This window comes from Ramlibacter henchirensis (assembly GCF_004682015.1).
GTDB lineage: Bacteria > Pseudomonadota > Gammaproteobacteria > Burkholderiales > Burkholderiaceae_C > Ramlibacter > Ramlibacter henchirensis.
On the sequence record NZ_SMLM01000003.1, the window covers coordinates 480,633 to 495,532 of the forward strand.

19 protein-coding genes are annotated in these 14,900 nt (G+C 67.3%); 8 read left to right on the forward strand and 11 right to left on the reverse strand.

The genetic code is table 11. From position 1 onward, the window contains the following. The first annotated feature begins 14 nt into the window (after nt 1-14). From EZ313_RS20370 to EZ313_RS20380, 3 genes are read left to right on the forward strand one after another with little or no spacing between them, the layout of a single operon-like run. Nucleotides 15-944, forward strand: coding sequence for an asparaginase (locus tag EZ313_RS20370; protein ID WP_240788722.1), 930 nt, complete (start codon nt 15-17; stop codon nt 942-944). A gap of 3 nt (nt 945-947) precedes the next feature. Continuing rightward, nucleotides 948-1,364 (forward strand): hypothetical protein, encoded by a 417-nt coding sequence (locus tag EZ313_RS20375; protein ID WP_135265140.1) that lies wholly within the window; start codon nt 948-950, stop codon nt 1,362-1,364. Nucleotides 1,365-1,376: 12 nt separating this feature from the next. Next, a complete protein-coding gene (locus EZ313_RS20380; protein WP_135265141.1) occupies nt 1,377-1,838 on the forward strand; it encodes a DUF6152 family protein in 462 nt (153 codons plus the stop codon). Between the two features lie 13 nt (nt 1,839-1,851). Here EZ313_RS20380 and adk read toward each other — a convergent pair whose 3' ends face one another. From adk to EZ313_RS20410, 6 genes are all read right to left on the reverse strand, one after another. Beyond that, complete coding sequence (gene adk, locus EZ313_RS20385) at nt 1,852-2,508, reverse strand: adenylate kinase (RefSeq protein WP_135265142.1); 657 nt, start codon at nt 2,506-2,508, stop codon at nt 1,852-1,854. A gap of 105 nt (nt 2,509-2,613) precedes the next feature. Next, nucleotides 2,614-3,378, reverse strand: coding sequence for a 3-deoxy-manno-octulosonate cytidylyltransferase (kdsB, locus tag EZ313_RS20390; RefSeq protein WP_135265143.1), 765 nt, complete (start codon nt 3,376-3,378; stop codon nt 2,614-2,616). A gap of 3 nt (nt 3,379-3,381) precedes the next feature. Next, complete coding sequence (locus EZ313_RS20395; RefSeq protein WP_135265144.1) at nt 3,382-3,588, reverse strand: Trm112 family protein; 207 nt, start codon at nt 3,586-3,588, stop codon at nt 3,382-3,384. After that, a complete protein-coding gene (lpxK, locus tag EZ313_RS20400) occupies nt 3,569-4,567 on the reverse strand; it encodes a tetraacyldisaccharide 4'-kinase (protein ID WP_135265145.1) in 999 nt (332 codons plus the stop codon). The genes EZ313_RS20395 and lpxK overlap by 20 nt, the downstream gene beginning before the upstream one ends. A 4-nt stretch (nt 4,568-4,571) precedes the next feature. Beyond that, on the reverse strand, nt 4,572-5,000 hold the full coding sequence (locus tag EZ313_RS20405; protein WP_135265146.1) for an ExbD/TolR family protein: 429 nt from the start codon (nt 4,998-5,000) through the stop codon (nt 4,572-4,574). After that, nucleotides 4,997-5,635 carry a MotA/TolQ/ExbB proton channel family protein gene (locus EZ313_RS20410; RefSeq protein ID WP_135265147.1) on the reverse strand — a complete coding sequence of 213 codons (639 nt, stop codon included), beginning with the start codon at nt 5,633-5,635 and terminating at the stop codon, nt 4,997-4,999. Before EZ313_RS20410 ends, EZ313_RS20405 begins: the two co-directional genes overlap by 4 nt. 327 nt (nt 5,636-5,962) lie before the next feature. On the opposite strand from EZ313_RS20410, the gene xseA reads away from it, so the two are divergent. Together xseA and EZ313_RS20420 are read left to right on the forward strand one after the other, a co-directional pair. Next, nucleotides 5,963-7,255: an exodeoxyribonuclease VII large subunit gene (xseA, locus tag EZ313_RS20415; protein WP_135265148.1), complete on the forward strand. Its 1,293-nt coding sequence runs from the start codon at nt 5,963-5,965 to the stop codon at nt 7,253-7,255. A 47-nt stretch (nt 7,256-7,302) separates the two neighbouring features. Continuing rightward, entirely contained in the window at nt 7,303-7,884 is a 582-nt protein-coding gene (locus tag EZ313_RS20420) for a superoxide dismutase (RefSeq protein WP_135265149.1), read from the forward strand. 66 nt (nt 7,885-7,950) lie between these two features. Here EZ313_RS20420 and EZ313_RS20425 read toward each other — a convergent pair whose 3' ends face one another. Next, nucleotides 7,951-8,394 (reverse strand): DUF192 domain-containing protein, encoded by a 444-nt coding sequence (locus tag EZ313_RS20425; RefSeq protein ID WP_135265150.1) that lies wholly within the window; start codon nt 8,392-8,394, stop codon nt 7,951-7,953. 75 nt (nt 8,395-8,469) lie between these two features. Then, complete coding sequence (locus EZ313_RS20430; RefSeq protein WP_135265151.1) at nt 8,470-8,748, reverse strand: hypothetical protein; 279 nt, start codon at nt 8,746-8,748, stop codon at nt 8,470-8,472. Between the two features lie 204 nt (nt 8,749-8,952). Here EZ313_RS20430 and icd point away from each other — a divergent pair, with 204 nt between their 5' ends. Next, nucleotides 8,953-10,206, forward strand: coding sequence for an NADP-dependent isocitrate dehydrogenase (icd, locus tag EZ313_RS20435; protein WP_135265152.1), 1,254 nt, complete (start codon nt 8,953-8,955; stop codon nt 10,204-10,206). A 79-nt stretch (nt 10,207-10,285) separates the two neighbouring features. On the opposite strand, the gene EZ313_RS23730 is transcribed toward icd, so the two are convergent. Further along, nucleotides 10,286-10,603 carry a cold-shock protein gene (locus EZ313_RS23730; RefSeq protein ID WP_135265153.1) on the reverse strand — a complete coding sequence of 106 codons (318 nt, stop codon included), beginning with the start codon at nt 10,601-10,603 and terminating at the stop codon, nt 10,286-10,288. Nucleotides 10,604-10,866: 263 nt separating this feature from the next. Here EZ313_RS23730 and clpS point away from each other — a divergent pair, with 263 nt between their 5' ends. Together clpS and clpA are read left to right on the forward strand one after the other, a co-directional pair. Next, entirely contained in the window at nt 10,867-11,235 is a 369-nt protein-coding gene (gene clpS, locus EZ313_RS20445; RefSeq protein ID WP_135265154.1) for an ATP-dependent Clp protease adapter ClpS, read from the forward strand. Nucleotides 11,236-11,284: 49 nt separating this feature from the next. Continuing rightward, a complete protein-coding gene (clpA, locus tag EZ313_RS20450) occupies nt 11,285-13,600 on the forward strand; it encodes an ATP-dependent Clp protease ATP-binding subunit ClpA (protein WP_135265155.1) in 2,316 nt (771 codons plus the stop codon). Nucleotides 13,601-13,663: 63 nt separating this feature from the next. Here the strand turns inward: clpA and EZ313_RS20455 are convergent, their stop codons facing one another. Beyond that, on the reverse strand, nt 13,664-14,128 hold the full coding sequence (locus tag EZ313_RS20455; RefSeq protein WP_135265156.1) for an EVE domain-containing protein: 465 nt from the start codon (nt 14,126-14,128) through the stop codon (nt 13,664-13,666). A 49-nt stretch (nt 14,129-14,177) separates the two neighbouring features. Continuing rightward, nucleotides 14,178-14,894: an SGNH/GDSL hydrolase family protein gene (locus EZ313_RS20460; protein ID WP_135265157.1), complete on the reverse strand. Its 717-nt coding sequence runs from the start codon at nt 14,892-14,894 to the stop codon at nt 14,178-14,180. Between the last annotated feature and the right edge of the window lie 6 nt (nt 14,895-14,900).

Below are 14,900 nucleotides of genomic sequence, written 5' to 3' on the forward strand. Positions count from 1 at the left end.
GTGAAAGAGTGCAAGTGCAAGCGCAGCAGATCGTGGTGCTGGGCACCGGCGGCACCATCGCCGGGCGCGCCCAGCGTGCAGCAGACGAGCTCGGTTACCGCGCCGGCGAGATCGGTGTCGAGCAGCTGCTGGAGGGACTGCCGGCCCTGGAAGGCGTCACGGTCGTCGCCGAGCAGCTCGCGCAGATCGACAGCAAGGACATGGCCTTCGAGCTCTGGCGCGAGCTGGCCGCGCGCTGCCGCCACTGGATCGAGCAGCCGCAGGTGCAGGGAATCGTCATCACGCATGGCACCGACACGCTGGAGGAAACGGCGTGGTTCCTGCACCGCGTGCTTGCGCCGCGCAAGCCGATCGTTTTGGTGAGCGCCATGCGGCCGGCAACCGCGCTCTCGCCCGATGGTCCGCAGAACCTCGCCGAGGCTTTCACGGTTGTTCGAACCGCTGGAGCAAGCGGTGTGCTCGCGGTTTGCGCAGGCGCGGTGCACGGGGCCGCCGATGTCCGCAAGGTGCATCCCTACCGGGTCGATGCGTTCAGCTCGGGTGACGCGGGCGCGCTCGCGTACGTGGAAGCGGGCGCCGTACGGCATGTTCGCGCCTGGGCTGCGACCATCCCGTCGCACGAACTGTTCGATCGGCTGCAGCGAACGGCGCAGTGGCCTTGGGTCGAGATCGTGCACAGCCATGCCGGCGCGGATGGCCGCGTCGTCGACGCCTTGGCGTCCGCGGGGGTGCAGGGGCTTGTCGTGGCCGGCACGGGCAACGGCAGCGTGCATGCCGCGCTGGAGCAGGCGCTGCTGCGCGCGAGGGATGCCGGCGTCCGCGTCGTCCGCTCGAGTCGCTGCCTGGAGGGGCCCGTGATTCCGCTCGCGAAGGAGGCGCTCCCCTGCACGCCGCTGACGCCCGCAAAGGCGCGGGTGGACCTGCTGCTGGACCTGCTGGCCTGACCGATGCAGGCGCTGCAGACCCACCCCTGGGCGTACCCGGCGCTGGAGATCGTCCACATCTTCGGCATCGCCTTGCTGCTGGGCAACCTGGTGCTGCTGGAACTGCGCGTGTTCGGCCGCGGCGCCGCGCTGCCGCTGGCCGACCTGGCGCGGCTGAGCCTGACGGTCGCGCTCTGCGGCTTCACGCTGGTGGCGGCCAGCGGACTGCTGATGTTCGCGAGCCAGCCGCAGGAGCTGCTCGCCAACAGCGCCTTCACGCTCAAGATGCTGCTGATCCTGCTGGCGGGCGGGAACGCGGTGGCCTTCCATGTGCGCGGGTCGCTGAAGCGGCTGGACACCACGGCTCGCGCGCTGATGCTAGTCTCCACCGTCCTGTGGCTCGCGGTCCTGACCTGCGGCCGCTGGATCGCCTATCGATGAAGGAGCGAGACGATGAGACGCAGAACCCTCCTCTTGTCCGCCGCGGGGCTGCCCACGCTGGCCTTGGCGCACCACGGCTGGAGCAGCTTCGACCAGGACCGCCCGATCTACCTGGAAGGCCGTGTCACCGGCGTGCGGTGGCAGAACCCGCACGCGGAGCTCGACCTGGAGGTCAGCCCCTCGCTGAAGGTGCCGGGCGACCTCGCGTCGCGCCAACTGCCGGCGCAGAGCGCCGCCGTGGATGGCAAGGCGCTGGTGGCCAAGGCGCAGGTGCCCACGCGCAAGGACAAGGTCTGGGAGATCGAACTGGCGCCGCTCACCCGCATGGAGGCGTGGAAGGTGGCCGAGATCAAGCCCGGCGCGCTGGTGTCGGTCGTCGGTTTCGGATTGAAGGACGAGAAGGAACCCGTGGTGCGCGCGGAGTACCTGTTCGTCGACGGCAAGGCCTACGGCCTGCGCTCCAGCCCGGCCTGAGCGCCGGACGCGATCAGCTCTCGAGCGCGGCGAGGGCCCGGGCCGTGATCTCCTCGACGCTGCCGATGCCGCTGATCGCGCGGTACTTCGGCGCATTCACCGGATCGGCCTTGGCCCAGTTGGCGTAGTAGTCGACCAGCGGGCGTGTCTGCGACGCGTAGACCTGCAGGCGCTTCATCACCGTCTCTTCGCGGTCGTCTTCGCGCTGGATCAGCGGCTCGCCGGTGACGTCGTCGATTCCGGCCACCTTGGGCGGGTTGAACTTGACGTGGTAGGTGCGGCCCGAGGCCACGTGCGAGCGGCGGCCGCTCATGCGCTCGACGATCGCGGCGAAGGGCACGTCGATCTCCAGCACGTAGTCGAGCTTGACGCCGGCGTCCTTCATCGCGTCGGCCTGCGGGAGGGTGCGCGGGAAGCCGTCGAACAGGAAGCCCTTGGCGCAATCGGGCTGCGCGAGGCGCTCCTTGACCAGGCCGATGATGATGTCGTCGCCCACGAGCCCTCCGGAATCCATCACCTGCTTGGCCGCCTTTCCCAGCGGCGTGCCGGCCTTCACCGCGGCGCGCAGCATGTCGCCGGTGGAGATCTGCGGGATGCCGTACCTCTGGCAGATGAAGGTTGCCTGGGTGCCTTTGCCTGCGCCTGGCGCGCCCAGCAAGATCAGTCTCATGGATGTCCTCGGATGGAGTTTGGCGGGCGCTGCGGCCCCCTCGTCATCCCGCGCCGGGCCGTGCGCACTCTTGCGCTTGAGGATAGCACGCGCCTTTACGCGGCTTTACGCGCGCGGCTGCTCGAAAACGGCCCGCACGCGCGCCAGGTCTTCGGGCGTATCGACGCCTGGCCCGGGCGCGTGCTGAGTCACATGCACAGCGATGCGATGCCCGTGCCAGAGCGCCCGCAGCTGCTCCAGCGACTCGAGCCGCTCCAGTGGCGCCTGCGGCAATGCAGGGAAGGCCCGCAGGAAGCCGGCACGGTACGAGTAGATGCCGACGTGCCGCAGCGGAGCCGGGTCGGGCAGGGCGCTCACGCCCGCGGCGAAGCCGTCCCGCCACCACGCGATCGGCGCTCGGCTGAAGTAGAGCGCCAGGCCCTGCGCGTCGGTGACCACCTTGACGACGTTCGGATTGGTGAACTCGCCGGCCTCGTGCAATGGATGCGCGGCCGTGCCCATTGGCGCATCGGATTGGGAGGCGAGCAGCTGCGCGACCGCATCGATCAGCGCGGGATCGATCAGCGGCTCGTCGCCTTGCACGTTGACGACGATCTCGTCGTCGGGGAGTGAAAGCAGGCGGCTGGCCTCGGCGAGTCGATCGGTACCGGAAGGATGGTCCGTGGCGGTCAGCACAGCCTGGACGCCATGGGCCTCGCACGCCGAGACGATGGCCGGGCTGTCGGCCGCGACGACGACGCGCTGCGCCTTCGACAGTCGCGCGCGTTCGGCCACGCGCACCACCATCGGCTTGCCGGCGATGTCCGCCAGCGGCTTGTCGGGCAGCCGGGTCGATGCCAGCCGCGCCGGGATCAGGACCGTGAAGCGCACGCGCTACACCAGGGGCGTGCGCGCGGGCAGGCGCTCGAGTTCGTCGTCGCTGAGCGTGCGCGCTTCTTCCTCGATCAGCACGGGAATGCCGTCGCGGATCGGATAGGCCAGCCGCGCCGCCCGCGAGACCAGTTCCTGCCGCGAGCGGTCGTAGTCGAGGTGCCCCTTGGTCACTGGGCACACGAGCAGCTCAAGCAGTTTGGGGTCCATGCGGCGATGATAGCTTTGGGCGCAGCAGCGACTCGAGCTGCGACCAGAAGCCGTCCTCGATCTCCAGCTCGAGCGGGACGGCCCACGCGGGTGGATGCTTTCGCCAGAGCTTCACCGCATCCTTCTCCGTGCACAGCAGCGGCGCGTCGCCATGCAGCCAGGGGCCGTCGGAGCCGAAGTCGTGGTGGTCGTCCAGCGCCCAGGTGCGGCGCAGCCGGATGCCGGCGGCCTTGAGCATGTCGAAGAAAGCCTGCGGACGGGCGATGCCGGCCAGCGCGTCGCACTCCTGGCCGGTGAAGGAAGACAGCTCCACGCGCTCTCCGTCGGCGCGCCACGCGTACGTGGCCAGGCGCCGTCGCACCAGGAAACCCGGCAGGTCCTGCGCGCCCGGCGTGCGCAGCACGATGTCGACGGGCCGGGGCCAGGGCTCGCGCAGGGGGCCGGCCGGCAGCAGCCAGCCGTTGCCCAGCCCGCGGTCGTCGAAGACGCACACCTCGATGTCGCGCGCCATCGCGTAGTGCTGCAGGCCGTCGTCGCTGAGGACCACGTCGGTGTCCGGATGGGCGCGCAGGGCGGCTTTCACCGCCTCGGCACGGCGGCGCGCGACGAAGACGGGGACGCGGCAGCGGCTCGCGATCAGAAGCGGCTCGTCGCCGGACCGGGCAGGGTCGCTGTGCGGCGTCACTTCCAGGCACTCGGCGCCCTCGCGGCCATGGCCGCGTGAAACGACTGCGACCTTCAGGCCGGACCGCCCGAGGCGTTCGGCGACCGCCATCACGACAGGCGTCTTGCCCGCGCCTCCGGCGACCACGTTGCCGATGACGACCACCGGCACCGTCGCTTTCTGCGAGGCGAGCACCCCGGTGCGATAAAGCCTGCGGCGCAGCCGCACGAGCGGCAGCAGCAGGAGCGAGAAGGGAAGAAGGAGGAGGGCGAGCGGCCCGCGGCGCAGCCAGGCGCGCTGCAGGGCCTCCCGCATCCGGTCAGCGCGCGTCGGCCTGGGCCGACGACTGGGCTGCGAAGGTGATCTGCTGCAGCCCCGAGCGGCGCGCGGCCTCCAGGACGGTGATCACCGCCTGGTGGGGCGCGGCGGCATCGGCGCTGACGATCACCACGCTGTCCTTGCCGGCCTTGGCGGCGTCCGACAGCGCCGCGGCGAGCTGCTCCGCGTTGCGCCCGCCCACCGGAACGCGGTTGACCGTGTAGCGGCCGTCGTTGGCCACACCCACGATCACTTCACGCGGGTAGTCGCGCTGCGCGTCCGCATCGGCGACCGGCAGCCGCAGCTGCAGCTCGGTGAACTTGCTGTAGGTGGTCGACAGCATCAGGAAGATGAGCACGACCAGCAGGACGTCGATGAACGGGATCAGGTTGATCTCCGGTTCCTCGCGGGAGCGGGTGCGGAACTTCATGCCCTGCGCAACGCCAGGAGGTGGCGCACGAAGCGATCGGAGGCGAGTTCGAGCGTGAGCAGGTACGCGTCGACACGGCCCCGGAAGTAGCGCCAGAAGATCAGGGCCGGGATCGCGACGATCAGGCCGAAGGCGGTGTTGTAGAGCGCGACCGAGATGCCGTGAGCGAGCTGCGCCGGGTTGCCGCCGGTGGCAGTGGCCGCGGTGCCGGGCGCCTGCGAGCCGAAGATCTCGATCATGCCGATGACGGTGCCCAGCAGGCCCAGCAGGGGCGCCGCCGAGGCGATGGTGGCCAGTGCGCTCAGGTAGCGCTCCAGCCGGTGGGCGACGGCGCGGCCCGTGCCTTCCATGGTGGCGCGCAGGTCCGCCTCGGTGCAGCGCGGATCACTGTTGAGCGCGCGGAAGCCGCTGGCCAGCACTTCGCCGAGCGCCGAGTTCTGCGAGAGCTGGCTCACGACGTCGGGACTCGGAACCGAGGCGCGGGAAACGGAGATTGCTTCATCCAGCAGTTTCGGCGGCGCGATCCGCGCCGACTTGAGGCTGAGGAAGCGTTCGATGATGAGGGCCAGGGCGAGGATCGAGCAGGCTACCAACGGCCAGATCGGCCAACCTGCGGCTTGTATGATCGAAAGCAAATGGGGCTCCGCCACGCTTGAGTTGCTGAAGGTGGCGCGATTATGGGGGACACCGGTCCTGTCGGACAAAAGCCACCTGACGTAGGACATGACTCACAGAAGTTGTGGATAACTTTGTGCAGAAACCCCCACCCCCCTGTCGCAAAGCCGCATCAATCCTTCGAGATGTCAGAACGATGACATTTTGAGCAGGAAATTCCCTTTGAAAATCAATGACTTGCTCGGCGGATTCGTCATTTTCCTAAGACGGGAGGCGGGTTCGGCCCGGTGGGCTGCGCTTGTGGACTATTCGGAGGCCCCATCGGCCGCTGAGCCGCATCTTTTCTGATGGTGCCCTCGCCGGACCCAGCTGTTTCGCCGCGAATCTGGCAAGTCGGGGCGCTTTGCCGCGCCGTTGCTGACTTCCTGGACGCGAGGCTCAATCCCGTCGCGGTTCGCGGCGAGATTTCGGGCTGTTCGCGCGCATCCAGCGGGCACCTGTACTTCTCGCTCAAGGACCCGCAGGGGCAGCTGCGTTGCGCGATGTTCCGCCGCGCGGCGGGCCTGCTCGAATTCATGCCGCGTGACGGTGACCTGGTCGAGGTGCAGGGGCGGCTGACCGTCTACGAACCGCGCGGCGACCTGCAGCTGGTCGTCGAGAGCCTCCAGCGCGCCGGGCAGGGCGTCTGGTACGAGCGGTTCCTGCGGCTCAAGGCGGAGCTGGAGGGGCAGGGACTGTTCGATCCCGCGCGCAAGCGGCCGCTGCCTCGCCATCCGCGCGCGATCGGGCTGGTGACGTCGCTCGGGGCTGCTGCGTTGCATGACGTGGGCACGTGCCTGCGACGGCGCGTGCCGCACATCCCGGTGCTGCTGGCGCCGGCGGCGGTGCAGGGCGGCCAGGCGGTGGGCGAGCTCGTCGGTGCGCTCGAGGCGCTGTACCGGCGTGCGCTGGCAGGCGAGATCGACGTGATCCTGCTGGTTCGCGGCGGCGGCTCCATCGAGGACCTGTGGTCCTTCAACGAGGAAGCCCTCGCGCGAACCATCGTCCGCAGCCCCGTGCCGGTGGTGTGCGGTGTGGGACACGAAACGGACGTCACCATCGCGGACTTCTGCGCCGATCTGCGCGCACCCACACCGACGGCGGCGGCGGAGCTGGTGGCGCAACCCCGCGGCGAGCTGCTGCAGGGACTCGACGGCGTGCAGGAGCGGCTCACCCGTGCATTGACGCGGCGGCTGGACTCGGCGTCGCAGCGGCTGGACCAGGCGGCCGCGCGCCTAGGGCGGCCTTCCGCACGGCTCGCGCTGCAGCACCGCCGCACCGCCCAGCTCGGTGACGCGCTGCGCCACGCGGTGCTGATGCGGCTCGAGCGCGGCGGGACTTCACTGGAAGGCCGCCGGAAGCGCCTGGGCGAATCGGTCGAACGCGTGCTGCGGCGACAGGGCGACCGCCTGCATCGCGCCGAGCTCCGGCTCGAGCTGCTCGACCCGAAACTCGTGCTTCGGCGCGGCTATGCGCTGCTGACGGACGAGCACGGCTCGGTCATCCGAAAGGCGGCGCAAACGCGTCCCGGCCAGTCGCTGCAGGCGACCCTCGCCGAGGGAGAGGTTGATCTGACCGTCAGGCAGCCGCGGCTGCTTTAGTGCCTAGAATCATCGGCTCCCGAAACAGAACCAACTCGAGGAATCCCATGGAACACACCCTGCCCCCGCTCCCGTACCCGATCGATTCGCTGGCGCCGCACTATTCCAAGGAAACCCTGGAGTTCCATCACGGCAAGCACCACAACGCGTACGTGGTGAACCTGAACAACCTGCAGAAGGGCACCGAGTACGAGAACATGACGCTGGAGGAGATCATCAAGAAATCCTCCGGCGGCATCTACAACAACTCGGCCCAGGTCTGGAACCACACCTTCTTCTGGAACTGCATGAAGCCCAACGGCGGCGGCGAGCCCACCGGCGCGCTGGCGCAGGCGATCCAGAAGAAGTGGGGCAGCTACGCGGCCTTCCGCGAGGCTTTCGTGAAGTCCGCCGTGGGCAACTTCGGCTCGGGCTGGACCTGGCTGGTGAAGAAGCCGGACGGCGGCCTGGACATCGTCAACACGGGCGCCGCGGGCACGCCGCTGACGACGCCGGACAAGGCGGTGCTGACGGTGGACGTGTGGGAGCACGCGTACTACATCGACTACCGCAACCTGCGCCAGAAGTTCGTCGAGACGTTCCTGGACAAGCTGGTGAACTGGGAATTCGCGGCGAAGAACTTCGGATAACCGAGGAACCGCTTCGCTCCAACAGGTACAAGGCCCGCGAAAGCGGGCCTTGTCCTTTGTTGATGGCTACCTTTGGAATGGTGGGCCGGCGAGTTTCATGCCGGGCTTGATGCCGCGTTTGGCGAACCAGCCCTGGTTCATCTCAAGCACGTAGCGCACGGGCTTGAGCGAGCAGTGAGATTCGAGCGATTGGGCCTGCATGTCGGCGATGTTGACGATGGTGCCGTCGTCCTCGATGAATGCGGCCGACAGAGGCAGCAGGGTGTTCTTCATCCAGAAGCATTGCGGGAAGGCCTGGGGGAAGACGAACAGCATGCCCTCGTGCTGCGGCATCTGCTTGCGCCACATCAGGCCCGTGGCCGTCTGGCTGGGCGTGCGGGCGATCTGGGCCTCGATCTTGTGCATGCCTGCGGAGAGCTCGACACGGGGGAGGTCGGTCTGGGGCTCCTCCTGGGCGAAGGCAGGCGCGGCGGCCAACAGCAGGGCGAGCGCGATGCGGGCGGGTCTCATGGGCGCGATTGTGGGCCATCCCCAAAGCGAAACGCCCGCGCGGGGCGGGCGTTTGCGCCTGAAGCGGGAAGCCGATTACTTCTTGGCTTCTTCCTTCTTGGTCTCGGCCTTGGCCGTCTTGTCGGCCTTCTTCTCGGCGGTAGCCTTCTTGTCGGCGACGGCGACCTTCTTCTCAGCCTTGGCGTCGGCCTTGGCAGCCTTCACCTTCGCGTCGGCCTTGGCTTCCTTCTTCTCCGCCTTGGCTTCTGCCTTCGCCTCAGCCTTCGGGGCGGCGGTGGCGGCGGCGGGAGCGGCCGTCTGCGCGAAGGAGACGGTGGCGAAGGCGGCCACGAGGGCGGCGAGCAGCTTGTTCATTGATTCAGTCCTCTGAGGATGTGGTTTTCACGGATCACCTCCCCGGAGGGGGAAGCCCTTCGCCAACGCGGCCGGTGGCTGATCGGTTGACAGTCCCCGGGCTTGCCCCGGATCCGCGCGGGGGTCGGCGGCGGGGCGAGGGGCTAGAATCGGCCGGTTTGCCGCAGGCAACGCGCTTCCCAATCTTCCTAGAGACTTTCCCCCATGTACCAGCACATCAAGGTGCCCAATCAGGGCCAGAAGATCACCGTCAACGCCGACACGTCGCTGAACGTGCCGGACCAGCCGATCATTCCGTACATCGAGGGCGACGGCACCGGCATGGACATCACGCCGGTGATGCTGAAGGTGGTGGACGCCGCGGTGGCCAAGTCCTACGGCGGCAAGCGCAAGATCCACTGGATGGAGATCTACGCCGGCGAGAAGTCCACCAAGGTGTACGGCCCCGACGTGTGGCTGCCCGAGGAGACCTTGAAGGTCGCGCGCGAGTACGTGGTGTCCATCAAGGGCCCGCTGACCACGCCCGTCGGCGGCGGCATCCGTTCGCTGAACGTGGCCCTGCGCCAGGAGCTGGACCTGTACGTCTGCCTGCGCCCGATCCAGTACTTCAAGGGCGTTCCCTCGCCGCTGAAGGAGCCGGAGAAGACCAATATGATCATCTTCCGCGAGAACTCGGAGGACATCTACGCGGGCATCGAGTACGAGGCCAACACGGACAAGGCAAAGAAGGTCATCCAGTTCCTGACCGAGGAAATGGCCGTCAAGAAGATCCGCTTTCCGAAGACGTCCGCCATCGGCATCAAGCCGGTCTCGGTCGAAGGCACCGAGCGCCTGGTGCGCAAGGCGATCCAGTACGCCATCGACAACGACAAGCCCAGCGTGACGCTCGTGCACAAGGGCAACATCATGAAGTTCACGGAAGGCGGCTTCCGTGACTGGGGCTACGCGCTGGCGCAGCGCGAGTTCGGCGCGCAGCCGATCGACGGCGGCCCGTGGTGCAAGTTCAAGAACCCGAAGACGGGCAGGGACATCGTCGTCAAGGACAGCATCGCCGACGCCTTCCTGCAGCAGATCCTGCTGCGGCCGGCCGAGTACAGCGTGATCGCCACGCTCAACCTCAACGGCGACTACATCTCCGACGCGCTGGCCGCGCAGGTCGGCGGCATCGGCATCGCGCCGGGCGCCAACCTGAGCGATACGGTGGCGATGTTCGAAGCCACGCACGGCACCGCGCCCAAGTACGCCGGCAAGGACTACGTCAACCCGGGTTCGGAGATCCTCTCGGCCGAGATGATGCTGCGCCACATGGGCTGGACCGAGGCGGCCGACCTGATCATCAGCTCGATGGAAAAGGCCATCCAGTCCAAGAAGGTCACCTACGACTTCGCGCGCCTGATGGACGGCGCCACCCAGGTCAGCTGCTCTGGTTTCGGCCAGGTCATGATCGACCACATGTGACGCCTGCGCGGCGGCCCACGGCCGCTTCCGGCAACGAAAAAGCCGCCCTCGGGCGGCTTTCTTCATGGTCGCGGCGGCTTCAGTCGGCGGAGAGGTCGCTCCTTTGCGAGGGGGCGTGGAACTGCGGCGCCCGAACCTTGGACTGACGCGGCGGCCGCTCGCCGTGCGCGGCAGGCTGCGTCTGGATGGGCTGCACTTCGGCGTGGATGTTCTGGGCGAGCTGGCCCTTGGGACCCTGGGTGATCTCGAACGTGACGCGCGAACCCTGCTTGAGCGTCTTGAAGCCTTCCATCGCGATCGCGGAGAAGTGCGCGAAGACGTCGGAACCGCCGCCGTCAGGCTCGATGAAGCCGAACCCCTTCGCGTCGTTGAACCACTTGACAGTACCGGTCGCCATGGCAGGCCCTCTTTGTTGTTCCTCGTTACGACTCGCGAGTGTCCGGGATTCGGATGGAGGCTGTCAACATTTTCACATACTAAAGTTTCGATGGCCCCAAAGGGCCTGTTGTCCCGGGCCACTGCCGTCGCGCTGGGACAATGAAGCGCCGCGTTCATTCATCGCAGCCGCTTTCCGGAGCGAGGTGGTAGGCCTTCGCTTGAATGTCGCGTTGCCGTCACCATTTCACTTTTGCGGTGCAGTGCAAAGGGCTGCTCGATAGAATGAATTTCATGGCCAGCAAACCACCCGTGCCTGCCCCGGTCGCGCCGAAAACGCGGCCGCTGGACGACGACGGCGGCTCCGTGGTGCTCGAGCGGCGTACCCAGAAAACCAAGCCGCCCCAGATGTACCAGGTCGTCATGCTCAACGACGACTACACGCCGATGGAGTTCGTGGTGGTGGTGATCCAGGAGTTCTTCAACAAGGACCGCGAAACGGCCACGCAGATCATGCTCAAGATCCACCTGGACGGAAAAGGCATCTGCGGCGTGTATTCGCGGGACGTGGCGGCGACCAAGGTCGAGCAGGTGCAGGAGGCGGCCCGCCAGGCGGGGCACCCGTTGCAGTGCGTCAGTGAACCCGTCGAGTAAAAGCGGGTCCAAACGCTCGTAGATTGAAAGTAGGCAAAAAGGAAAGTTCATGATTGCCCAGGAATTGGAAGTCAGCCTCCACATGGCATTCGTGGAGGCGCGGCAGCAGCGCCACGAGTTCATCACCGTGGAACACCTGCTGTTGGCCCTGCTGGACAACCCCAGCGCGGCGGAAGTGCTCCGGGCATGCTCGGCGAACATCGACGACCTTCGCAAGTCGCTGTCCAACTTCATCAAGGACAACACGCCGCAGGTCGCCGGGACGGACGATGTCGACACCCAGCCCACGCTGGGTTTCCAGCGCGTGATCCAGCGCGCGATCATGCATGTGCAGTCCACCGGCAACGGCAAGAAGGAGGTCACCGGCGCGAACGTGCTGGTCGCCATCTTCGGGGAGAAGGATTCGCACGCCGTGTACTACCTGCACCAGCAGGGCGTGACGCGGCTGGACGTGGTCAACTTCATCGCCCACGGCATCAAGAAGAGCGACCCGCCCGAGCCGGCCAAGAGCGGCGAATCGTCGTCGGGCGACGGCGAGGAAGGCGGCGAGAAGAGCGAGAAGGCCTCGCCGCTGGAGCAGTTCACGCAGAACCTCAACCAGGCGGCCAAGGACGGCAAGATCGATCCGCTGATCGGCCGCGAGTACGAGGTCGAGCGCGTGATCCAGATCCTGTGCCGCCGCCGCAAGAACAACCCGCTGCTGGTGGGTGAGGCCGGCGTGGGCAAGACCGCCATCGCCGAGGGCCTGGCCTGGCGCATCGTCCAGAAGGACGTGCCCGAGATCCTGGCCGAGTCCAACGTGTACTCGCTGGACATGGGCGCGCTGCTGGCGGGTACCAAGTACCGCGGCGATTTCGAGCAGCGCCTGAAGGGCGTGCTCAAGTCTCTCAAGGACAAGCCCAACGCGATCCTGTTCATCGACGAGATCCACACCCTGATCGGCGCCGGCGCGGCTTCGGGCGGCACGCTGGACGCGTCCAACCTGCTCAAGCCGGCGCTCTCCAGCGGCCAGCTCAAGTGCATCGGCGCGACCACATTCACCGAGTACCGTGGCATCTTCGAGAAGGACGCGGCCCTCTCGCGGCGCTTCCAGAAGGTCGACGTGGTGGAGCCGACCGTCGAGCAGACGATCGAGATCCTCAAGGGCCTGAAATCCCGCTTCGAGGAGCACCACAGCGTCAAGTACGCGTCCAACGCCCTGCAGGCGGCGGCCGAGCTGAGCGCCAAGTACATCAACGACCGGCACCTGCCCGACAAGGCCATCGACGTGATCGACGAGGCCGGCGCGGCGCAGCGCATCCTGCCGGCGGGCAAGCGCAAGAAGACCATCTCCAAGGCCGAGGTCGAGGAGATCGTGGCCAAGATCGCGCGCATTCCGCCCGCCAACGTGTCCAACGACGACCGCGGCAAGCTGCAGACCATCGAGCGCGACCTGAAGTCCGTCGTGTTCGGCCAGGACAAGGCGCTGGAAGTCCTCGCGGGCGCCGTGAAGATGGCGCGCTCGGGCCTGGGCAAGGGCGACAAGCCGATCGGCTCGTTCCTGTTCTCCGGCCCGACGGGCGTCGGCAAGACGGAAGCCGCCAAGCAGCTCGCCTACATCATGGGCATCGAGCTGATCCGCTTCGACATGTCGGAGTACATGGAGCGCCATGCGGTGTCGCGCCTGATCGGCGCGCCTCCCGGCTACGTGGGCTTCGACCAGGGCGGCCTGCTTACCGAGGCCATCACGAAGAAGCCGCACGCGGTGCTGCTGCTCGACGAGATCGAAAAGGCGCACCCGGACATCTTCAACGTGCTGCTGCAGGTGATGGACCACGGTACGTTGACGGACAACAACGGGCGCAAGGCTGACTTCCGCAACGTCATCATCATCATGACGACGAACGCCGGCGCCGAGACGATGAACAAGGCGACCATCGGCTTCACCAACCCGCGTGAGTCGGGCGACGAGATGGCCGACATCAAGCGCCTGTTCACGCCGGAGTTCCGCAACCGCCTGGACGCGATGGTCAGCTTCAAGGCGCTCGACGAGCAGGTCATCCTGCGCGTGGTCGACAAGTTCCTGCTCGTGCTGGAGCAGCAACTGGCCGAGAAGAAGGTGGAAGTCACCTTCACCGACCAGCTGCGCAAGCACCTGGCCAAGAAGGGCTTCGATCCGCTCATGGGCGCGCGCCCGATGCAGCGCCTGATCCAGGACACGATCCGCCGGGCGCTGGCCGACGAACTGCTGTTCGGCCGGCTCACGGAAGGCGGCCGCCTCACGGTGGACCTGGACGACAAGGAGGAGGTCCAGCTGGACATCCAGCCCTTGCCGAAGAAGGAAGGCAAGGCCAAGCCGGAGCCGGAGGAAATCTCCAGCGAGTAAGGCGCCACCCTTCTGCAAAGGAAAAGCCGCCCCACCCGGGCGGCTTTTTTCATGCGCGTCGCGCTAGGCGCCGAGAAGCCTGGTGATGAACCGCCAGTGCTTCGGCTCCACCGGCGTGATCGACAGCCGGTTGCCCTTCTTCAGCACCACCATGTCCGCCAGTTCCGGGATAGAGCGCATCTCCGGCAGCGTGAGGTTGCGGGTCTTCTTCAGCACCTGCACGTCCACCAGGGTCCAGCGCGGCGACTCCTTCTTCGAATCCGGATCGAAGTAGGGCGAGGACGGGTCGAACTGCGTGGGGTCGGGATACGGCGTCGAAGCCACCCGCGCGATGCCGACGATGCCCGGCTCGGCGCAGCTGGAGTGGTAGAACAGCACGCCGTCATCGATGCGCATCACGTCGCGCATGAAGTTGCGCGCCTGGTAGCCGCGCACGCCGGTCCACGGCACGGTGGATTTCGGCGCGGCGAGTGCATCGTCGACCGACACGTCGTCGGGTTCGGATTTCATGAGCCAGTACTGGGCCACGCGACCTCCTGCAGACCGGCCGATTATGGTCGGGCCGAGGCGGAGAGTGTCACCAGCCCTTGGCCACGATGATCTCCAGCACCCTGCGCGCGACGGCCGTGTAGCCGGCGGCGTTGAGGTGCACGCCGTCGGCGCGCAGGGACGCCGGCACGACATCGTCACCGTGGTCGACGACATCCAGCGGATTGACCGGATCGAACAGTCCGACCAGGTGCGTACGCACGTCAAAGAAACGGTCGCCGTATTGCGCCGCCAGGTCAGCATTGAGCTGCACGATGTCGCCGTAGTCCCGTCCGCCGCGGCGTTCCGCCGGCGTTGCCTGGTTGGTGACTCCCAGCACGAGGTAGCGGTCGTTGCCAGGCGCCAGCGACGCGATGGAGCGGGCCAGGTCGGCCTTGATGGTGGCGGCCTGCGTCTGGTTGTTGCCGCCATACCAGAACACGTTCACCCAGTTGTCGTGGGCGTTGTCCGCCGCCTGCAGGTTGGCGATCTGCGTCGACGTCAGTCCGGCGCTTCCGCCGACGAAAACCTGCCGGCCTGTGGCAATCTGCCTGAGCAACGCTGCGTAGCCGGGCACGTCGGCGCGGCCCGGCAGCCCTGTGGTGTGCGAGTCGCCCCACGCGGCGATGTTGCTGGACCCCGCAAAAGCGCTGGCCTGTGGCGCGGGCGCGGTCGCGGCCGTTTCAAAGGCGCTCCCACCACCACCGCCCCCGCAGGCGCCCAGCACCAGCGAGGCGAGCGCACCCATTGCGGTTCTGCGTTTCATGTGATT